This window comes from Acidithiobacillus sp. AMEEHan (genome assembly GCF_030996345.1).
Classification (GTDB): domain Bacteria; phylum Pseudomonadota; class Gammaproteobacteria; order Acidithiobacillales; family Acidithiobacillaceae; genus Igneacidithiobacillus.
In genome coordinates this window covers 1,054,545-1,073,852 of sequence record NZ_CP118747.1, presented here as the reverse complement: position 1 = coordinate 1,073,852, position 19,308 = coordinate 1,054,545, and the positions used below count along the sequence as shown (strand labels likewise).

Annotated in this window: 18 protein-coding genes and 1 pseudogene; 6 read left to right on the top strand and 13 right to left on the bottom strand. The window is 57.9% G+C overall.

Going from position 1 to position 19,308, the window contains the following annotated elements:
• Positions 1–35: 35 nt before the first annotated feature.
• Positions 36–704: an SIMPL domain-containing protein gene (locus ORD17_RS05495; protein WP_308389858.1), complete on the bottom strand. Its 669-nt coding sequence runs from the start codon at positions 702–704 to the stop codon at positions 36–38.
• 474 nt (positions 705–1,178) lie between these two features.
• Here ORD17_RS05495 and ORD17_RS05490 point away from each other — a divergent pair, with 474 nt between their 5' ends.
• The 3 genes from ORD17_RS05490 to ORD17_RS05480 all read left to right on the top strand — a co-directional run bounded on the left by ORD17_RS05490 (position 1,179) and on the right by ORD17_RS05480 (position 3,526).
• A complete protein-coding gene (locus tag ORD17_RS05490; RefSeq protein WP_308390060.1) occupies positions 1,179–1,508 on the top strand; it encodes a linear amide C-N hydrolase in 330 nt (109 codons plus the stop codon).
• Positions 1,509–1,541: 33 nt separating this feature from the next.
• Entirely contained in the window at positions 1,542–2,366 is an 825-nt protein-coding gene (locus ORD17_RS05485; protein WP_308389857.1) for a copper resistance protein NlpE N-terminal domain-containing protein, read from the top strand.
• A gap of 338 nt (positions 2,367–2,704) precedes the next feature.
• Positions 2,705–3,526 (top strand): hypothetical protein, encoded by an 822-nt coding sequence (locus ORD17_RS05480; protein ID WP_308389856.1) that lies wholly within the window; start codon positions 2,705–2,707, stop codon positions 3,524–3,526.
• A 163-nt stretch (positions 3,527–3,689) separates the two neighbouring features.
• Here the strand turns inward: ORD17_RS05480 and ORD17_RS05475 are convergent, their stop codons facing one another.
• From ORD17_RS05475 to istA, 3 genes and pseudogenes are all read right to left on the bottom strand, one after another.
• The gene (locus ORD17_RS05475; RefSeq protein WP_308389855.1) at positions 3,690–3,962 is read right to left on the bottom strand and encodes a Txe/YoeB family addiction module toxin; all 273 of its coding nucleotides are present in this window, start codon (positions 3,960–3,962) and stop codon (positions 3,690–3,692) included.
• On the bottom strand, positions 3,962–4,237 hold the full coding sequence (locus ORD17_RS05470; protein ID WP_308389854.1) for a type II toxin-antitoxin system prevent-host-death family antitoxin: 276 nt from the start codon (positions 4,235–4,237) through the stop codon (positions 3,962–3,964). The genes ORD17_RS05475 and ORD17_RS05470 overlap by 1 nt, the downstream gene beginning before the upstream one ends.
• A 48-nt stretch (positions 4,238–4,285) precedes the next feature.
• Positions 4,286–4,901, bottom strand: a pseudogene (istA, locus tag ORD17_RS05465) (IS21 family transposase); the annotation flags it as partial.
• A gap of 139 nt (positions 4,902–5,040) precedes the next feature.
• Between istA and ORD17_RS05460 the strand changes: the two are divergent.
• The 3 genes from ORD17_RS05460 (at position 5,041) to ORD17_RS05450 (ending at position 7,783) form a co-directional block, all read left to right on the top strand.
• Complete coding sequence (locus tag ORD17_RS05460; protein ID WP_308389853.1) at positions 5,041–5,799, top strand: hypothetical protein; 759 nt, start codon at positions 5,041–5,043, stop codon at positions 5,797–5,799.
• Between the two features lie 20 nt (positions 5,800–5,819).
• Positions 5,820–6,158, top strand: a complete 339-nt coding sequence (locus tag ORD17_RS05455; RefSeq protein WP_308389852.1) for a tRNA-binding protein — start codon at positions 5,820–5,822, stop codon at positions 6,156–6,158.
• 407 nt (positions 6,159–6,565) lie between these two features.
• On the top strand, positions 6,566–7,783 hold the full coding sequence (locus ORD17_RS05450; RefSeq protein ID WP_014003049.1) for an ISL3 family transposase: 1,218 nt from the start codon (positions 6,566–6,568) through the stop codon (positions 7,781–7,783).
• A gap of 332 nt (positions 7,784–8,115) precedes the next feature.
• On the opposite strand, the gene ORD17_RS05445 is transcribed toward ORD17_RS05450, so the two are convergent.
• From ORD17_RS05445 to ORD17_RS05405, 9 genes are all read right to left on the bottom strand, one after another.
• A complete protein-coding gene (locus tag ORD17_RS05445) occupies positions 8,116–10,761 on the bottom strand; it encodes an EAL domain-containing protein (protein ID WP_308389851.1) in 2,646 nt (881 codons plus the stop codon).
• A 262-nt stretch (positions 10,762–11,023) separates the two neighbouring features.
• Positions 11,024–12,553, bottom strand: a complete 1,530-nt coding sequence (locus tag ORD17_RS05440) for a methyl-accepting chemotaxis protein (protein ID WP_308389850.1) — start codon at positions 12,551–12,553, stop codon at positions 11,024–11,026.
• 11 nt (positions 12,554–12,564) lie between these two features.
• Positions 12,565–13,518, bottom strand: a complete 954-nt coding sequence (locus ORD17_RS05435; protein ID WP_308389849.1) for a chemotaxis protein — start codon at positions 13,516–13,518, stop codon at positions 12,565–12,567.
• The gene (locus ORD17_RS05430) at positions 13,515–14,774 is read right to left on the bottom strand and encodes a methyl-accepting chemotaxis protein (RefSeq protein ID WP_308389848.1); all 1,260 of its coding nucleotides are present in this window, start codon (positions 14,772–14,774) and stop codon (positions 13,515–13,517) included. The genes ORD17_RS05435 and ORD17_RS05430 overlap by 4 nt, the downstream gene beginning before the upstream one ends.
• A gap of 38 nt (positions 14,775–14,812) precedes the next feature.
• Positions 14,813–15,577 carry an MBL fold metallo-hydrolase gene (locus tag ORD17_RS05425; RefSeq protein ID WP_308389847.1) on the bottom strand — a complete coding sequence of 255 codons (765 nt, stop codon included), beginning with the start codon at positions 15,575–15,577 and terminating at the stop codon, positions 14,813–14,815.
• The gene (locus ORD17_RS05420) at positions 15,555–16,172 is read right to left on the bottom strand and encodes a hypothetical protein (protein ID WP_308389846.1); all 618 of its coding nucleotides are present in this window, start codon (positions 16,170–16,172) and stop codon (positions 15,555–15,557) included. Before ORD17_RS05420 ends, ORD17_RS05425 begins: the two co-directional genes overlap by 23 nt.
• A complete protein-coding gene (locus ORD17_RS05415) occupies positions 16,172–18,184 on the bottom strand; it encodes a chemotaxis protein CheA (protein ID WP_308389845.1) in 2,013 nt (670 codons plus the stop codon). Before ORD17_RS05415 ends, ORD17_RS05420 begins: the two co-directional genes overlap by 1 nt.
• Positions 18,181–18,666, bottom strand: coding sequence for a protein phosphatase CheZ (locus ORD17_RS05410; protein ID WP_308389844.1), 486 nt, complete (start codon positions 18,664–18,666; stop codon positions 18,181–18,183). Before ORD17_RS05410 ends, ORD17_RS05415 begins: the two co-directional genes overlap by 4 nt.
• 7 nt (positions 18,667–18,673) lie before the next feature.
• On the bottom strand, positions 18,674–19,063 hold the full coding sequence (locus ORD17_RS05405; protein WP_374693406.1) for a chemotaxis response regulator CheY: 390 nt from the start codon (positions 19,061–19,063) through the stop codon (positions 18,674–18,676).
• Positions 19,064–19,308: the final 245 nt, after the last annotated feature.

Sequence of the window (19,308 nt, the reverse complement as noted above, 5' to 3'; positions counted from 1 at the left end):
CCCACCCAATACCGGTCCCAAGTCCGTATACTAGACTATTTTTTGCAAAATGCCGTTCCCGTCAAATCGATTTGGCCGTGACTTTCGCTGTGCCCCATCTCCACGGGTGCCGGTACGGCTCGCTCTGCTGCCAAGAAGACGGGGGCAATGGGCTGCACCGGCACAGCACTCTGGATACTGACCCGCTCCACGCCAGACCAAGACAAACCCAAGGCCGTGCAGGCATTGCGGGCGTCCTCCACAAAGCGATGCAGCACCGCGGTGCTGGCCTGCCGCTGCGCTGTGGCAATGGCCGAAGCCGCGGCCTCCGACTGCAGAGAGTGCAGCTGCAGACGGGACTGCAGCGTGGCCAGAACCGGCAGCAGAACTTGGGGATCGGCGCGCAGCGACAGATCACCCGCCACCTGCCAGTCTTTGTCGCTCTGGCGACTACTACTGTAACCCGCAAGCTGCCAGTGGATCTGCGGGTAGGCGGCTAATTGCCGTTCTGCCCAGCGCAGGTCTTCGTTTACCACACTGGCGGCACTACTCGCCTGCGGCTGTTCAGCAGTGGCCCGCAGTTGCGCGATCAGTTCGCTGTTGGGAACCGTATATTTCTGCACAAGCCGCAATTCCACCTGTGGCAGGGAATTCTGGGCATCCGCCCAGGCGGTCGGAGCGATGCAGCAGGCCAGTGCGAGCAAACCGAACTTGAGAACTTTCATTTCCGGAAGATCCAGTAGCGCGTGTTTCGGCAATTTGCGCCATTCCACCATGAAACCGGACCCGCGACAATTCCCAGACGGGAAACGCAAGGAAGGCTTTCAGGACAGATGCACAACCCGCGGCGATCTCGACAAAAAGGATTTTGCTTCTGCCGATTCTTGCGTATCCTCAAAAGAGCACTTCAAAAAGGAGAGTTTCATGCCCTTGCGGAGGAGTTTTGCCCTATTTCTCGGTTTCTCGCTTGCCACGCCACAGCTGATGCACAGGCCGGTACCCGGGTGCTGCACCACGGTGAGGATGGGCTGACCATCACAGGCCGCAGCATGCACTGGAAAGATCCCATGAACACCCGTTTCTGGCTCTCCCCCGCGGGCCTGAAAGAAAATGGGTAAGCAGGCAAGAATTCAGCGGAATGGACTTCACGCTACGGCAGCGTCGTCGTCACTTCGCTCAACGCGGCCGACGAAAAGCGTCTGGCGATCAGTGCCTGGGCACAGTATTTCCTCGACAACTTTGCGACGGTGCAGGACGCCCTTCACTCTCTGCAGACGCATCCCGTCTGTTTGCTTTCGGCACCCATCCCCGGCACCGATCGCTTCACCACTTTGCACCTGTCCTTGTCGGATAGCAGTGGCAACAGTGCCGTCTTGGAATATATCGACGGTAAATTGGTCATCTACGTGGGTCGTCAATATCAGGTACTGACCAATGATCCGGAATATTCGCAGCCACTCGCCGTTGCGAGTTACTGGCCCTTCCAGTTTGCACCGGCGCCGCCGGAAGGGTTGGCGGCGTACCGCTGACGACGCTCACTTTTTGCTGACAAGGAACCATCCATGAAGCTTTCCGCCACCGTCCTTTTCCTACTGCTCCCCCTGACGCTGGCAGGTTGCGCTGCTGTGGCGCAGTCTGGTCAGGGCAGTCATCCCCAGCGCGCGGATGAGAGCACTGCAAAAGCTGCCCTCGACTGGTCCGGCAGCTATGCAGGGAATCTGCCCTGCGCCGACTGTTCGGGCATCCGCATGACCATCAGTCTGCGCAGCGATGATCATTATCTGTTGACGCGCCAATACGCAAGCAACAAGGCGCGGGGCATCTTCCGCAGTCAAGGAAGTTTTCATTGGCTGCCAGGAGCGTCCGAGATCGCGCTGTCCGGGGCGAACGGCACCGGGGAAAAGTTTCAGGTCGTGGAGAATAAGCTGGTACCGCTCACCGGCGAGGGCAAAGCGCTGCAAATCGGGGGCAAGCGCTGGGTGCTGGACAAGGTCAGCGACCGGGCTTCCGCGCAAGCGCTCTACGCCAGTTACCGCTGGGTACTGAGCAAGCTCCCAGGCTACCAGATCGTTGCAAATGCCAATGACAAGAACCCTTATCTGGTCTTCGATCCCGCGGGACGCTCCGTGTCCGGCTGGGATGGCTGTAATCGGATTGCCGGGCAGGTCAAACTCGGCGCAGAGAATACCTTGCGTTTCCCTGCCCTGATAGCGACGCGCATGGCCTGTCTGGATAGCAACGCAGGCCTGCAGAGGGCCTTTTCCTCTGCCCTACACCAAACGCGCTCATTCTCCTGGCATGGTAACTTGCTCGATCTGCAAGGGGAGAACGGGAACTTACTCGCCCAGTTCACCGAGATTGCCGAGCCCGAATCAGCCGCGCACTGAGACTTTGCCTTCCCTACGGAAAGTGCATCTCACCATGTTTCGGGGCTGGTTTCCGCGCTCGGCATCGCTCATTCGCGGGGTTCGGTTGCCCGTTATGGTCAGATGCGGGGCCGGCTCGCCAAACAAGCGGACCTTTGCCCAGAGGATTTGCGTTGGTTTCGGCTGCTCGCGTATCTTGGCGCGGATGGCATCGACTGCATGGACGACTAGCGCGACACCGCAACGCCAAGGAATCCGGCAGGGTGTCGGGTGTCGCGGGTGGTAGAACTTGGACAAGCTTGACAGAACCCTGTGATATGCTAATTCCCCTTTCGTGACCGTCAATCAGAGGGGTAAACATGAAGCAAAAATTAGCAGTAGCCGCAGCGGTTGGTTTGGCAGTCTGTTCTTTCTCTGCAATAGCTTTTGCCTCAGGAGCGGAAAGTTCCATAGTGGCGGCTAATAATGAAGTTGGCATTGCCGCTGTCGGAACGTTAATGAACTATCAAGAAAATCTTCCAAGCCCATCCGACACAGAATCTGGATGGATGCCTGGGTTCGAGTTCAAATATAGCTTGATGGGAAACTACTTCAGCAGTCTCCCATCAAATATTTATTTTGCCGTTAACTACCAGTTTAATTCTGGCGGAATCCACTATGATGGAGCCAATTTAGCAACTCACAAGCCCGTTCAAACAACCGATGATGCAACAACAAATAGAGTTTTAGCAAGAATAGGTAAAGGCTTTACTATTGCAAGGTCAGTTATGCTAACCCCATATATCGCTGGGGGTTACCAGGACTGGAATCGCCATCTTAGCGCAATCGAGACGGAAGATTATAGTTCTGGCCTTGTTGGAGCTGGGGCACTATTCCAATACGCAGCGACATCGGATCTCGTCCTATCTGCAAATTTAGAGGGGCTTGCCATGGTCGGCGCAGGCATGACGCCTCATCTAGCTGGTCTTCCTGACCTTGGGAGCGCCTCTTTTAAGACTTCAGGGCAGGAAAAAATAGGGGTTGATGCTGATTACAAAATCTCTGGTCCATGGCATATTTATGGAGGATTAAGCTTCACTCACTTCAATTATACTGGCGGAGAGTTGAAGTATGGTTTCTTTGAGCCATCCAGCCAAACGAATCTTTTCAGCATGGATGCAGGGATAGGATACCAGTTTTAAACCATCCTTTCCTGAACATGAAGGTTTCTGGACAGGTTCGCCCCCCCCTCGCGGGGGTCGTTTCTTGTCCAAAAAGCCGTCAACTATCTCGGTCCAGAAAACGTGGCGGGACGGGGTGCTGTTGGCCGTACTCGTCGCTGGCAACGCCGTCAGTTCGGCGCTCCTATTTTTCGTAGTGATATCGCGCCTGCAAAAAATCAACCCTGTCCACCTTGACGACGTAGACACACCTATGCTCTTGCGTGATTCGACGAGACCATACATCAGAGCCCAGATACCGCAACGGCTCCGGCTTCCCGATACCGGACAAAGGATCCTGCAGAATCGCCTCGACCAGCAACAAGACCCTCTTTGCAATCTTCCGATCGGTTTCTATCCAGTGCCGCAAATCTTCCAGAAAGTGCGGATCGAAAACGGCCAACCGCTGTTGGGCCATTACAAACCCATTCGTTGGCGCAATTCTTCCATGCTCATCCGGTCTCCTTGACCGTTCCTGGACCTCTCCAGCGCCGCCAATAGTCGTTCGGCATTCGCAGGTGAACGCAAGAGATACGCAGTTTCTTCCAAGGAAGAGAGCTCTTCTGCATCGATCATTGCAACCGGCGGTCGGCTTTTACTCTTGATGATTACAGTCTCCCGATCTTGGGTTACGCGGTCCAACAGGCTCGCCAACTCGGCTCGCGCCTGACTGTAAGAGGTTTCAATGGCCATGGTCGTCTCCGATTACTTGTACAATTTTATTGTACATAAACTCTGACATGGTGACCAGCGATGCTTGCCCTCCCCATAGGCATCCCGCTCCAGAATGACGCTGCGGGCATTGTCGAAGAGGACCTGCCGGGGGACTCCGCCAAAGTGGGCGAAGGCCAAGCGTAACCCCTCCAGCCAAGATTCGCCGTCTTCGTGGCTGCAGAAACGCACGAAACTGGCCCGACTGTACCCCAAGGTGGCCACAAAGGCCTTGAGGGGATTTCGGCCCAGCCGGATGGTAGTGAAATCCGCTTGCATCTGCTGCCCTGGCGCCGTCTCGAAACGGAACAAAGGCTCCGAGGTGGGCTTCCGAAAGGGTACCAAATACGCTTTGAGTTGCGTGTATCCCACCGCCATAGCCCTGAGCCTGAATCTCCCGCAACAGCATCGTGGCAGGTATCCAATGCGGCCGGGCCGCTTCCACGTGACCCTGCAAATAGGCTTTAAAGGGATCCAGCTTGGTTGGCGCTGCCGCCCGCCTGCGATAACGGCCAGGCTCCGGGTTCTCCTGCAGGTAGCGACGCACCGTGTTGCGTGATATCCCCAACTCCCGCGCGATGGATCGGATACCCATGCCCTGTCGGGCCAATATTTTGATCTCCACTGCTTGCTCCGGGGTCAACATGTCGGCAGCTCAAAGCCGCCATTCTCGCCTAAGGTGGGGCAATTTTCCCCCGGCGCTAGTGGGTCATTTTGCACCGGTGGTAACATAATACTCCCGTGGTTCGGCCTAATTTATGTGCGTCAGACAAGGACGGCAAACGATGAAGAATCAGTACTTCGGTGACGTCAACGACTACCGCAAGTACGGTCTCCTGCGTGCTTTGCAGTCGGATGGCGGCGGCCGTCTTCTGGTCGCTTGGATGCTGACGTCGGACGATGGTGGCGGGGACGGAGGATTCCGATCGTACCTCGATGTAGCAGACAGGTGGTCGGCCTACGACCCCGCTCTGTTCGCGGGCCTGGCCGGTCTCCTTTGCACGGCGCAGCAGCCTTCGGTGTCACTCATCGAAGCATCCGACTTGCTGCCCAGAGCATCCTACTTCTCGGCGGTGGTCCCAGATGGACGGACGGAACGTGACCAGTGGCGGACGGAGTTATTTCGCGTCGCCTCCGGCGTCGATCTCGTGTTCGTCGATCCCGACAACGGCATCGAGGTCCCGTCAAAGCCCGTCGGTCGAAAAGGCTCCTCAAAGTACGTCACTTGGAACGAAGTCGAGGGTCTTTGGAAGGCCGGTTGTTCGGTGCTCATCTACCAGCACTTTCCTCGTAAACCCCGCCAGCCTTTCGCGGAGCGTCTTGCGGCAGACCTACGTGCCTGCACCGGGGCGTGCTTCGTGGAGGCTTTCCGAACGCCTCACGTCTTGTTTCTCCTCGCCGCTCAAGATCGGCATGCGCAGCGATACGAGGACAGGATTGCGTTGCTTGCAGCCCATTGGAACGGCGAAATAAGGCCTATGGGGCTGGCTAACAATAGCATGCAGCTGGCGGCGTTGCGCACCCCTGCTGATGCTGTGCGTTAGGCGCATCGGACGTTAGTCGCATGGATACGATCAGTTTTGATGACTTCCTGAAGGTTGAGATTCGAGTTGGCAAGATCATTGAGGCAGTCGAATTTGTGGGGGCCAGAAAGCCCGCCTACATTCTTCACGTCGATTTCGGCGAGCAGTTTGGCATCAAAAAGTCTAGTGCTCAGATCACCGCGCTCTACAAACCGGAGGACCTTGTCGGCCGGCTCGTCGTTGCGGTTGTTAACTTCCCGCGAAAGCAGATCGGACCAATCATGTCGGAGTGTCTGGTCACGGGATTTCACAACGAGCTCGGCGAGGTGGCGTTGTGCATTCCAGACAAGCCGGTGCCGCTGGGAACTCGATTGCTATGATCGCCCCTAACAGTTCGCTCAAGCGGACCAATCAATCGCTTCGCGATCGATTTGGCCGCTTGGCTCGGGCGTTAGATTTACCGGGAAGAGTTTGATAGCTAGTACGTTTCCAATCGAAGGCGGTGTTCACCAACAATAAAGTGTCATCCTAAAACAGCTATAACCATTTAATTCTTTTCGTTCTGGATTTGCCGTTAAGGCTAATGTTTCATCCCAGAACGAAACGATATCAGTTACATAACCAAAATTTCTAACAATAAAGTGTCATCCTATGAGTCTCCGCTCTAGCTGAAAAAGTCCGTGGCGGCTCGCATCCAAGCTTACAGAGGATACTGGGCTCCTCGACACATTGAGTGGGTAAGGCGGTATGATTGCTTTATGGGAAGGGCAGCGAGCTGAGGATAAGGATGGACCAAGGTAATCAACTGTTCACTCTGGCGTTGGGGTTGGTTCCGCCGTGGATGGTGGACGATGTGCGGTTCACGGTGGAGGAAAAGCGCCTGGACCTGCATGTGAACTTCCCAAGGGGTAGTCAGTTTCCCTGTCCGGTCTGCGGCCAGGACTGCCCGGTCTATGACACCCAGGAGAAGGTCTGGCGTCACCTCGACTTCTTCCAGCATGCGGCTTATCTCCATGCCCGCGTACCACGGGTCCATTGCCCGGAACACGGCGTGCATTTGGTATCCGTCCCTTGGGCGCGGGAAGGCTCGGGATTCACGCTGCTCTTTGAGGCTCTAGTCATGGCCATGGTCCGGGAGATGCCCGTGTTGACGGTCTCCCGCCTAGTGCGGGAGACGGACCAGCGACTCTGGCGGGTGCTCGATCATTACGTCGCCAAGGCCCGCGAGGCCGCGGACATGTCAGAGGTCCATTCCGTCGGTATCGATGAGACGAGCAGCCGGCGCGGCCATGATTACATCACCCTGTTTGTGGACCTCGTGGCGAAGCGCCTGCTGTTTGCCACACCCGGCAAGGATGCCGAGACTTTTGCGCAGTTCGCCGAAGATCTGCAGGCCCATGGCGGCAGCGCCGAGGCCATTACGGAGGTCAGCATGGACCTCTCGCCAGCCTTCCAAAAAGGGGCCGCAGAACACCTGCCCAACGCCCAGGTCACCTTCGATCGCTTTCACCTCATGAAGCTCGTCAATGAGGCCGTAGATGCCGTACGCAAGGGGGAAGCCCTCTCCCAACCAGACCTGAAAAAGAGCCGCTGGCTTTGGCTCAAGAACCCGGGAAAGCTCTCCGCCAAGCAAAGCGCCAGGCTCCGGGAGATCCTCAAGAACCAGAACCTCAAGACAGCACAGGCTTATCAGCTTCGCCTGACCTTCCAAGAAATCTTCACCGTCCAGAATCGCCACCAGGGCGCCACCCTGCTCAAGGCCTGGGTGGAAAACGTCAAGGACAGCGGATTACCGCCAATGGTCAAGGTCGCCTACACCGTCATGAATCACTGGGATGGTGTGCTCCGCTGGTTCGAGAGCCAGATCACCAACGGGATTCTGGAAGGCTTCAATAGCCTCCTCCAGTCCGCCAAGGCAAAAGCCCGTGGCTACCGTACCCACAAGAACTTTATCAACATGGCCTACCTGATCCTCGGTAAACTGGATCTCAGGCTACCCACATGAAACATCGAAGAACCGGATACTGCTTTGCTTGCCCCGTTATCGAAGGGGATTGAAATAATCCCTTCTGTCGCTTCGTGCTTGGATTTCCTACTGGAGCGGCTATGGCTTCCACCCAGCCTTTTCATGTTCGTCATTGGCTATGCGAGCAACGGAACGACCACAGATTCCGCTGGTGGTGTATTCGCAAGGTATGCGACAGGGCATGGGCAACGGACCGATACTCTGGTGTAACCGGCATACAGCGTGCCACTCGCAAATACCCCGCCGTGTCCAGTGGGGAATACCTGCACTCCACAAGCACCACCTCCGCCATGTCCCACTGGCTACCACCTTTATTTTAATCCGATTGAATCACCATGTTGACTCGATATAGCTTGCATTTTCTCCAATAATATTCGGTTTTCTTGTTCCAGCAGATGCCCCTGCTGCAAGGCAGCATCCGTGTCCCCTGCATCCAGGAACGCCTTGGCCCTGCGAGCGATCTGGTGCAGTCGTTCGTGACGGTCGAGAAGATCCGCGAACTCCGGCGCCTGCCCAAAGAGGAGCGCGCCCTCTCCCCGCAGCCAACGTCCCAGATGGCAATACTCCTCCGCATTGTCTTCCAGAACCTGGGCGGGGAACGAAATTTCCCCACGCAGGGCGCGGAGGAACTCCTGAACGCGCAGGAGTTGTGCATCCAAAACCGGCGGCAGGACATTCATGGGGGTTAAGGCGTTCTCCATTGGGGAGATGGCGAGGCGAAACTGCTTGATCCAGCCTGGAATTCTCTCGGCTGGGATCGGCTTGGAGAAGAGATAGCCCTGTAGCCGGACACTGCCCATCTTCGTCAGCAATGCGGCGTACTCTAGCGTTTCCACGCCCTCTGCAATGACTTCCAGACCTAGCATGCGCGCAGTAGTAATCACTCCCGCGACAATGGCAAGGTCCTTGGGATCCTGGATCATGTCGCGCACGAAACCCTGATCGATTTTGATCGTGTGGATAGGCAATTTCTGTAAATAGCTCAGGGAAGCGTTACCGGTTCCGAAATCATCGAGAGCGATGCGCACCCCCAGGCGATGACAAGCGGCCAGGAGGCTTTGCGCTTCCGCTAGATCGGCCAATGGTGCCGATTCGGTGATTTCGATCTCGAACTGTTCCGGCGGCAGACTGGGGTGCCTGGCGAGCGCTTCTTGCAGATCCTTCAAGAAGCGGGTATCGAGCAGGTGTCGGGCGCTGATGTTCACGGAGATCCGCAATGACAAGCCCTCTCGCTGCCAGATTTCTCCTTGCCGCAAGGCTGTATCCAAGGCAAAGCGACCAATGGGGCGCGCCAGGTGGGGGTGATCCAGGACGGGGAAAAAGGCTGCAGGGGAAAGCAGGCCTTTCTCCGGGTGTTGCAGCCGGAGGAGGGCTTCCACACCCAGAACCGCGCCGGCACGGGATACGATCGGTTGGTAGTGCAGAACCAGATAGCCTTCCTGCAACGCCTGCTCCAGCAGCACGCGCATCTCCGCTTCTTCCAGCACGGCGTCATCGAGAGCCAGGGTATGCAGATGAAATTGGTCCCGACCGGCGTCCTTGGCCGCATAGAGCGCCATATCTGCGTGGCGTATCAAGGTGGCAGAATCGTTGTCGTCCAGGGGATAGAGGGTGACGCCGAGGCTGCCCGAAACGCTTACTGCTTCTCCTTGGATGTCTACTGATTCGCGAATGGTGGAAAGCAATCGCTCGCACAGGGCATGGAGATCGTCCAAGCGCTCCAGGCCGGGCAGCAATAGGCCGAACTCATCCCCTCCCATGCGCGCAAGGGTATCTCCTGCTCGCAACTGCGCCTGCAGTCGTTGCACCACGGCTTGCAGCAGCTGGTCCCCAGCCGCATGTCCCAGGCGGTCATTGACCTGCTTGAACCCATCCAGATCGAGGAGCGCTACCCCCAGCAGTCGCTCGTTTCGCAACGACTGCGCCCGGGCGATCTCCAGGCGGTCCAGGAAGAGGGCGCGGTTGGGCAAAGCAGTGAGTTGGTCGCGCAACGCCTGATTGCGTAGCAGGAGCACCAACGTGCCCAAGTGTGTAAAAGCGTCGAAGTAAATCGATCCTACCCGGCGGAAGTATCCCTTTTCGCGCACGCCGATCACGCCCACGCCGCGCAGATCTTCCGCCCCGAAAGGAAAGAAGCCAATTTCCTCGACGCTGCGGCGCAAGGAGTGGATCCACTCCGGTGCCTGTGGATCCTCTACGGGCTGAATGACCACGTGACCGCTTTCCAATGCCCTCCAGCAGGGATCCCCGGCACTTTTTGGGATCTGTACGGTCGGAAACGGGAGCCCAGCCATGCATTCCAGGGTCAGCGTCTCCTCCATGGCGCTGGTTACCACATAACCAGCCAAGCGTACGTTGGCGCTTTTGCGAGGTAAGGCCTCACAGATCTGCTGCAGTAACCCGTCCATACGCGGAGCCTCGTTGGTGCTGGGGACGGCAAGCACTTCCAGTAGGACGTTAAACAAGGCCAGTCTTTCGGCATCGGTCTCGCGGGAGGCCTGAGCGTAACCTTCGAGTTGAATCATGAGATCGCCGACCAACAGGCGAAACAGCGCGTCGCGTAGCAAACTGCGGTCGCCCGCAGGGACCTGCTCCTGGAGCGCCTTTTGCCAATGGCGCCAGTAGAGGACATAACCGCCGGCGATCCAGGAGGGCTCGATGCCGAAATGGTGGTGCAGCGCCCCGAGTGTGCGTATGGACTCCCGCCAGGATTTCTCCAGGTGGCTGGCCAGAAGTGCTCTGACATGCTCTACCTGTTTCTGGATCAGGGCATTCAAACGGGCTTGAGAGAAATCCCGGAAGACGGCAGCGGTAACAGGGTGAGAGAGTAGATAGTCGTAAAAGCTCTGGGCAAGAGCAAGGGCTTCTGCCTCTAGAATACCCCGGTAGCGATCGATGATCTGGAAATCCAGATTTCGCAAACCGAGGAAGTTGGGGAGGGTGCTGGTGGTTTTCATCGCAAGATAGCTCCTGTAGGGAGATCGCGCTGGACGGCAGGCTCTACCGTGCGAGCGTCATGGGATTTGTGCAAGAGACGTTTCGGTTTTGTGCTCAAGATTTCTTCTTCCTCCGCCCTGAATTGTCCAAAAGGTTCAACATCAAGTTTTGTCGATTGACTTGCCGCCTTCATGAATCGTATAAAAACGGATTTCAATTTATATTGAAGACAAGGACACCCTCCTCGCTGCACAGGCAACCTCGGCAGTCGGTGCTGGCAGATCAACGCGCAACTATCTGCTTGCGTAAGATGTCCAGCTGCTCCTGTACAGCATGACTCAATTGCTGCAGGTGTTCCGCATCCTGCGCGATGGAATCCAGGTTTCTCTCGCGGATGGCCTGCACCATCCGCAATCCCGTCTGGTGTACTTGCGGGTGGATCTTCTGTAAAGCCAAAAACGCCTCGCTCTGTAGCAAACTCGGCTCGGGAAGCAATGCCATCCATTTCCCGAGCCGGCATTGGGTCTCGTCCTTGAGCTCGTCCGCGCCCAGCCTGGTATCCCCGAGCGTCGCCGCCTCCAGAACCTTTCCTACCCATTGCACATGATCGCTCTTGGCAATGGTGATCTGCACAGCCGCCAACGGTGGTGGGGTGGTTGGGCTGCCGCCGCCAAAAGCGGCTTCTGCTGCGTTGGCGAGTTGCGAGCGCACGGCATCGAGGTGTTTTCCGATCCCGTCAAAACTCTTCACAGATCCGAATATGACAGCTTGCACCTGCTCTTGCTCGGCCATGGCTTCTGCCACAGCCTGCGTCTGCGCGTCGATGGTATGGGCGATTCCCGAAAGCTCCTGCTGATTCTTGTTGGCAGAATGATTGGCTTCGCCCAAGACCGTGGCCACGGTCTCCAGCGATTCTGCACCGCGCGCCAGATGCTCTTTACTCTCTTGTACCCGATCGTGGACGTTCTGGGCACCGGCATGGATTTGCGAGGAGGTCGAACGAATCTCCGCCGCCGCTTTGGCGGAGTTCTGTGCCAGCTTCTTGACCTCGTCTGCCACCACGGCAAAGCCGCGTCCGTGCTCCCCTGCGCGTGCCGCCTCAATGGCGGCATTGAGGGCGAGGAGATTCGTCTGCTTGGCGATTTCTTCGACCTTCAAGGCCAACGCGTTGATCGCCTGCGTCTGACGTAAAAAATCCCCCACCACCGATCCGGCTGCATTGATGGATTGTTCGGTGCAATCGATCTCGCCAATCAATTCCGAGAGCCGCTCGTTGCCGAGGCCGATCTCTCGTGTGGTTTCCTGTGCTTGCCGCAATCCTTCCGCGATGACCGCATTTCCACCCTGTGCGGCCTCGGTGATTCGCTGGAGGCGTTCCTGCACCGACTGTGCACCCTGCTGCGCCTGTTGCACGTTCTGGGCAAAGCGGATGGATTCCAGGTGCCCTGCGTTGGCTTCTTCGAGGGCGTGAATCTGTTGATCGAGCACCGCACAGAAGCTCTCCAGACGTTCCCTGTCGGCCTCCACTATCGGCAACAGACTGCTGAACTCCTCATCTTCCAGGAGGGGTTTCCACGCCTGTGCATCTCCATTCAGGCATGCGTCCAGAAACTTCGAGAGATTGCCGCCCGAAGGATTCTCTGCGGGAGGATCGGGCACGGGCGAAGGCGCTGGATCAGGCGTCGGGGCCCTTGCCGCCGGCTCTGCCGACACGGTATCCGGCGGCTGTGAGGTCATCGAGTTTTCGACATCCTGGTCCAGGTTCTCCGGAGGAAGAACCCCTGCTGGCAGAGATACGATCTTTTCGGTCATGGAAATCTTCCTCAAGCATGCAGCACCCGGCTCACGGCGCGCGCTAACTCATCTGGAACAAATTTGGCCACGTAGCCATCGGCCCCCACGTTTTTCGCATGCTCCTCATTGGCGCTGCCGGAGAGCGATGAGTGGATCACCACTGGGACAGCCTGGGTGGATTCCGTCTCCTTGATCTTTCGGGCCAGGGTAAAGCCATCCATTTCCGGCATTTCCAGATCGGTCAGGACGAGGGCCACCTTCTGGTTCAGCGGGATGCCCGCCGCCTTGGCCTCTTTCGCGAACTCCTGCAAGCGTTCCCAGGCTTCCTTACCCGTCTTGGTACCGACAAAGGGCACCCCGATGGCACGCAGCGCCTTCTCGATTTGTGCACGCGCGACTGCCGAGTCATCAGCGTAGAGCACCACGGAACCCGCGGGGATCTCTACCCGATGGGCCTCGCGCATCTCATCACCCGCCTTGAAGCGCGAAGGCAGGGTCTGCCGGAGAATGGCCTCGACATCCAGCACCAGGGCGAGGCGGGAATTCTCTGGATCTTCATCGAGGCGTGCGAGGCTCGTGACCAAACTGCCGACAGCGGAGCCTTCCGCCGAGAGCACGCGGTTCCAGTCGAGACGGACGATTTCCTCGACATCCTCCACTGCAAAGCCCTGGATGGAGCGCTCGTATTCGGTCACCAGAAGAATGTTCCGCTTTTCCGGTTGGCAGCCCACCACCGCAGGGAGATCGATGACGGGGACGATCTGCCCACGGATATTGGCTACCCCCATGACGTTTTGTGGTGCACCTGGCATGGGCGTGATGGTCGGCATGACCAGCGCCTCGCGGACCTTGAATACGTTGATCCCAAAATACTCCGGGGTGTCGCTCCCCTGGGTTTTCCCCAGGCGGAAGACCAGCAACTCGAAGCGGTTGGTCCCCGCAAGCTGGGTCCGCTCGTCGACATCTTGCAGCGAGGTACTCATTGGCTCCCCCCTAACATTTTCTGGGCAACAGATTCCAGGGACTGCAGTGCGCGGATCACCGCATCACGGTTCTGGTACAGCAATGCGAGTTGCCGTTCCAGCTCCAGCTGGTCCCCGCGATCGAGGGCGTTCAGGACGGCTTTTGCTGCCTCATGGACGGCGGCGTGGGGAGCCGCGATCTCCTGGAACTCGCGCAGTGTACCCACCAGTTGTTGACCAACACCGTCATACCACTGGCCAAAAGCACAGTGGTGCTGATCCCGGAGATCCGAGGCATGTCGTGTGCGGGTGCTAGCCGTGATCTCCCGCTCAATGTCGTTGACGAAGACTTCATGGGCACTGATGGCGGATCGTACACTCATGATGACTGACAGACTCTCCAACTGGTGTATCGCTTGCTCGGAAAGCCCCAGGGCTGATCTGGCCTTTTCTGCTCCGGAAATACCCTCGCGACTGGTGGCATCGATCTTCTGGGTTGCCACGTCGATGCTCTGGATATTGCCCTGTACCTCTTCGGTCGCTTCCTGCACCCGTTTGGAGAGATTCCGCACCTCATCCGCCACCACCGCAAAGCCCCGCCCATGTTCTCCTGCGCGTGCCGCCTCGATGGCGGCATTGAGGGCGAGCAAATTCGTCTGGTAGGCAATTTCCCGAATGCTCTGGGCAATCCGCCCAATGGAAATCACCTTGCCCTGGAGATCCTCTACCCCCGCCCGGTTGGACTGGATCTGCCCGACGAGGGCTTGCATGGCTTGACTGGCCTGTTGTACCCCGGAGCGCACCGCGGCTTCCACGGCAGTCATGTTCTCCGTCGTCGCCGTATTCGTCGCGATCATCTGCGAGAGAATTTCTTCCGTTTGTTTTACCGCAGTGCAATCTCTCCACGAGGCATGAAAGGCCAACAGCTCATCTTTACTGTCTCGTATTGCCGAGAACGACAATTGAAAAGTTATACACCCAAGGCTCAGCTTGGTCACGTGCTCCTTGCCGGGCGTGGCAGCAATGTCCCGCAAGATGGCCCGAATGCGTTCGGGGTCCTTGTGGAATTGGTGAATCGAATGGTTCAGCGCTGTGCGCACATCGGTGCCGCGTAACTGTTCCCCAAGCGCACTGTGGTAATGATCCATTACCTTGAGGGCCTTGGGGTTCATGTAAAAGATCTTGTTCTCGTAGGCGGCATCTGCCTCGGCGAGCATTTCCATGCTATCCAAAGGGTCTAACGCTTGTTGCAGAATATGGAGAGTGTCTGCATCCACGGTGGTTCCTCCTCTGTCTCTAGTTGTCAACAAAAAAATCACTCGGCAGCACTGCCTACGGGCAGGGCATCGAACCAGTCCAGGAAGCGCTGGACGTGCTCCTGGCTGTAGATGGCCCCGTGCTGGGGGCAGAGATAGTCGATGGAAAGCTTGCGCACCCGCCCGATCCAGTTCTTTTTGGCGCGCTCCGACGGCATCCAACGCTGATGGAAATACTTCGCACCGTGCTCGATATGCTCCGCAAAGGCTTTGTCTCCGGCGGCTGTTGCGTCTTCTCGCCGCTCTACCCAGGCGCCATGTCCGGGGGGCAAAAGGGCTGCCCCTACGTCCCCCGAAAAATACACCTTGGCTTCGGGATCGTAGACATGAAAATTGGCCGAGGAATGCAGGTAGTGGGCGGGCACAAAGTCCAGCCGGCGACCGCCGAGGACGATGTCCATGCCTTCATCAGGAATATCGGTGAGGGTCGCATCCAGGGCCCCATAGTGGCGAATGAATCCCTCCCAGAGCTTGGGTACATACCATTGAATTTTGGGATTACAGGCATTCCACAAGGGTAGGCTCGAGGCAATGTCCGGGTCCTGGTGCGACACGAAGGCCGCTTTGATCTTGGAGGGGGCAACGATTTCCGAAAGCGCCGCAAAGACCTGCGGGAAGATCTCGAAACCGCCCGGGTCGAGGAGCATGGCCTCGCCGCGCGATTCGATAACATAGACGTTCGAATCGATGACCCGCTGCTCGTCTTGGTCATAGACAATCCACCAGCGGTGATCGCTGGCCTCAAAAACCGGTGCCACTTTCATGGGTAAACTCCTCTAGCTGCTGCTTCCATTGCTGAATGGCCTGCCGAACGGCACTGACGGCTTCTCCCATATCTCGCGAAACCCGCATCAGCGGGGCCCCACTGCCCTCGGAGAGAGCCGCTTCGATGCGGCCATTGGTGACGACGTATTCCTGCTCCGCAATCCCTTCCTGGAATCGCTCCAGCTGCAGGAGCAACTTTTTCAGGATGGACTGGATTTTTTCCTGCTCCTGTTGAATGGTTTCGCCCCATTCCCGCCTGGTGTCCGGGAGACTCCCCAGGTCTTTTCCCTGGCCCATCTGGGTGACCATTTGCTGCGTCATCTGGTCGTACTGCTGAATCTGCAACAAGCGCATGGCGGCTTCGGTGAGGGGGGCTACGAAATGCTGCAGTTCCTCGGCCTTGGCTTGCAGCTTGGCGGCCTGTTCCCGAAAAGCCGTGGCAATGACGCCGTAGCCCGCCAAGGCATCGCCGTGGCGTTTGACCAGCACCATGGCATTCAACGCTCGGCGGTCGATTTCGTGCAGAGACTGCCGTACCTGCCGCTGAATCTCGTGGGTATTTTCGACCAGCTGAGTGATTCGTTGCGGGTCCATCACGCCACCTCCGTTCCGTGGAGCTGCCGATCCAGACCATCCTGAATCAGGCTTTGCGGATCCAGAATGAGGACGACCTTTCCCTGCCCAGAGATCGTTGCTCCCTGGTACCAATGCTGATCCCCCAGGAAATCGACGGGCTTGACTACGGAGTCTTCGTTGCCCAAGACCTCGGAGAGCAACAGCAGGCCGCGGGACGTAAGCACGCCCTCAACGGGTTCGGTGCCGATCCGCAGAGCTCGATCTTGCAGGGTCGCGCCCAGGTCGATGAGGGGAACCACCGTTTTTGCATCCACTCGATACAGGACGCGACTTCCCAAGCGATGAATTTTTGCCGGGTTCACGTCGAGAAGATTTTCGATGGCGGAAATGGGCATTGCATAGGTGTCACGACGCAGGCGGACATACAGTACCGGCAACACCGCCAAAGTCAGGGGAAACTCCATGGCAATACGGGTACCCTGGCCCACCTTGGTATCGATCTCCAGGCGACCGCGCAGACTGCGTACGGTTTCGCGGACCACGTCCATGCCCACGCCCCGCCCCGAGAGCTCAGTAGCCACCTCTTTGGTGGAGAACCCGGGGCGAAAGATCAGTTCCAACGCCTCCTGCTCCGACAGATGCGCGGCTTCGCTACTGGTGATGACGCCTTTCTCGATGGCCTTTTGCACGATTTTTTGCCGATCGATGCCGCGGCCGTCGTCGGAGACTTCGATGCGTACCCGGTCTCCCAGATGAATGGCGGCGACACGCAACACCGCCTCTGCAGCTTTGCCGCTGGCCTGCCGTTCCTCGGGCGGCTCGATGCCATGATCCAGGCTATTGCGCACCAGATGCGTCATGGGACCGGAGAGAGCATCCACCACTGTCTTGTCGATCTCCACGTCTTCCCCAACAAGCTCCAGACGAACGGACTTGGCCAGGTTTTTGGAGGCGTCGCGCACCACGCGGGGCAACTGCTGAAAGAGACGCTTGCAGGGCTGCATCCGTAGGCGCATGACGGAAGTCTGCAAATCATTTACGGTCAGGTCCATTTCCCGGGCAATGCGGGTGAGGTTCTCATCATCGGTACCCAATGCGGCGATGGCTGCGGCATAGCGGTTGCGCAGCAATACCAGCTCACCCACTTGATTCATGACATCATCCAGGCGTACTGCCTCGACGCGCAGGGTGCTTTCGGCAGCGCCAGTGCCGCCGCTACCAGCAGTCGTTTGCGCCGAGTTCGGTTGTGGAGCTTGGCGGTTGGGAATTTTCTGTGCTGTCTCAGCAGGTTTCGGGACGGAGGAAGAGGAGCTGGTAGCTCTGGTGTCGTGTTCTTCGCGGGAGCTGGGCGCGGTAGGCTCGGTATACCCTGGCGCTTTCCCGGCGTAGAGCTGATCGAGATATTGCTCAAATTCTGTCTCGGTGATCGTGTCGGCATCGCCACCTGTCGGTGACGCGCAGGGCTTGGCTTTCGGGGTAGGAGACTCGACCTGCTCGACGAAGAGCTTCTGCTCTCCCGCAGGGTTTGCTTCTTGGGTCAACAAGATCCGCCCCGTTGCCGACGGATCGGGTGAGGAGGACTCCGCCGCGGGCGTTGTTCTGCTAGCTTCTGGCGAGGGCGCGGCCGGCGTTTCCGGCTCCGCTGCTGTGGAATCGGCAAGGGACTGAATCAGGCGGCCCAGGTCTTCCGGACCAGGAGAGGGCAGCATGCCTTGCTGCATTTCCTGCAGCATGCCGTCGATCACGTCCATACCCCGGAGAATGGCGTCGATGCGCGGGCTCGTGACCGGCAAGGCATGGGAACGCAGTTTGTCGAGAAGGTCTTCGAGGTGATGGGTCCAGTCCACCAGGGCCTGCGCTTCGAGAAAACCGGCTCCACCTTTGAGGGTATGAAAGGCGCGGAATAAGGAAGCCAGAAGGGCGTCATTCCCCGGCTCGCTCTCCAAGGCGAGGGCGTCATTCTGGGCCTGCTCCAGTAACTCCCGGGCTTCGGGGAGATAATCCTGGAGAATTTCGGGATCCATGCTCATAGGCCAAGCTCCGCGAGTAAAGCATCTACATCTGCTTGCTGGAAGGTCTGCCCAGCTTCGGCCACGCTGGGGTCGTCCGGGTGGCCTGCCTCTGCTTCCGGAACGCCGACTTCCGCCAGTACTGCAGAAATGCGCGATTCCACTGCTTGAATCAGGTTCAAGGCCTTTTTGAGCCGCTGGCCTGCCAGGTCCTGCGCCTGCTGGCTGGCGAGGATTTCGGCAAAGGCCTCCTGAATCACTGCCAGCGGCTGATCGATGTACTGCCGATGCGCGCCGAGGATTTCTGAAACAGCAATTTGGCCCCGCTCGACGGCAGCCAGCGTGGCCATCGTCTGCTCTTCCGAAAGACGCAGTGCCTCTTCGATGGGGTTTTGCGCGTCAGGAAGATCGGATTGCACGGCAGCAATTCGTCGTAGCCCTTCACGCAGGAGGAGATCGGCTTCGTTCAACTGACGTAAGGTTTCTGGCGATACGTTGTGCATGGTTTCCTCAGCTCTCCTTCTGGGCGTTTTGCAGTCGGGTGAAAATGGCATCGAGCTTTTCGCGCAGGGTTTCGGCGGTAAACGGCTTGACGATGTAGCCATTCACGCCCGCCTGGGCGGCCTCGAGGATGTTCTCGCGCTTGGCCTCTGCCGTAACCATCAAGACCGGTAAGGTGCGCAAGCTGGGATCCGCTCGGATGGCGCGGAGCAGGTCGATCCCCTGCATGTTCGGCATGTTCCAGTCGGAGACCACAAAATCGAAGGGCTGACTTTGTAGGGTGCGCAGGGCTTGTACTCCATCCTCTGCTTCTGTGATCTGGCTGAATCCCAAGCTTGCCAGCAGGCTGCGCACCACCTTGCGCATGGTGGCGAAATCGTCGACCACCAGGATACGAATATTTCGATCAACACTCTCAAGGCCCAAGGCCGACTCCTTCTTTTCCCGTTCGTCACCGCACCTGGCTACACTAACGACACAACGACTAAAAAACTGAAAAAATCCTCTTATCCTAAATAGTGGCCCGCCGGCCTCTCCAGTGGATGCCTGCATATCCGAGCGAGAGCGCTGACTGCAATGCCAGTAATCCTGCCGAGCCGTGCGACGAGGAAGAGTTCCCTCTCTGGAAAGCTAGGGAAGCTCTG

Bases quoted from the DNA above. Each gene is read 5' to 3' on its own strand.
- ORD17_RS05485 (WP_308389857.1), top strand. From the start codon at position 1,542: ATGAAGCTTTCCGCCACCGTCCTTTTCCTACTGCTCCCCCTGACGCTG.
- ORD17_RS05445 (WP_308389851.1), bottom strand. From the start codon at position 10,761: ATGAAAACCACCAGCACCCTCCCCAACTTCCTCGGTTTGCGAAATCTG.
- ORD17_RS05415 (WP_308389845.1), bottom strand. From the start codon at position 18,184: ATGAGCATGGATCCCGAAATTCTCCAGGATTATCTCCCCGAAGCCCGG.
- ORD17_RS05475 (WP_308389855.1), bottom strand. From the start codon at position 3,962: ATGGCCCAACAGCGGTTGGCCGTTTTCGATCCGCACTTTCTGGAAGAT.
- ORD17_RS05435 (WP_308389849.1), bottom strand. From the start codon at position 13,518: ATGAGTACCTCGCTGCAAGATGTCGACGAGCGGACCCAGCTTGCGGGG.
- ORD17_RS05455 (WP_308389852.1), top strand. From the start codon at position 5,820: ATGGATACGATCAGTTTTGATGACTTCCTGAAGGTTGAGATTCGAGTT.
- ORD17_RS05425 (WP_308389847.1), bottom strand. From the start codon at position 15,577: ATGAAAGTGGCACCGGTTTTTGAGGCCAGCGATCACCGCTGGTGGATT.
- ORD17_RS05495 (WP_308389858.1), bottom strand. From the start codon at position 704: ATGAAAGTTCTCAAGTTCGGTTTGCTCGCACTGGCCTGCTGCATCGCT.
- ORD17_RS05460 (WP_308389853.1), top strand. From the start codon at position 5,041: ATGAAGAATCAGTACTTCGGTGACGTCAACGACTACCGCAAGTACGGT.
- ORD17_RS05470 (WP_308389854.1), bottom strand. From the start codon at position 4,237: ATGGCCATTGAAACCTCTTACAGTCAGGCGCGAGCCGAGTTGGCGAGC.
- ORD17_RS05420 (WP_308389846.1), bottom strand. From the start codon at position 16,172: ATGGACCCGCAACGAATCACTCAGCTGGTCGAAAATACCCACGAGATT.
- ORD17_RS05450 (WP_014003049.1), top strand. From the start codon at position 6,566: ATGGACCAAGGTAATCAACTGTTCACTCTGGCGTTGGGGTTGGTTCCG.
- ORD17_RS05480 (WP_308389856.1), top strand. From the start codon at position 2,705: ATGAAGCAAAAATTAGCAGTAGCCGCAGCGGTTGGTTTGGCAGTCTGT.
- ORD17_RS05410 (WP_308389844.1), bottom strand. From the start codon at position 18,666: ATGCACAACGTATCGCCAGAAACCTTACGTCAGTTGAACGAAGCCGAT.
- ORD17_RS05440 (WP_308389850.1), bottom strand. From the start codon at position 12,553: ATGACCGAAAAGATCGTATCTCTGCCAGCAGGGGTTCTTCCTCCGGAG.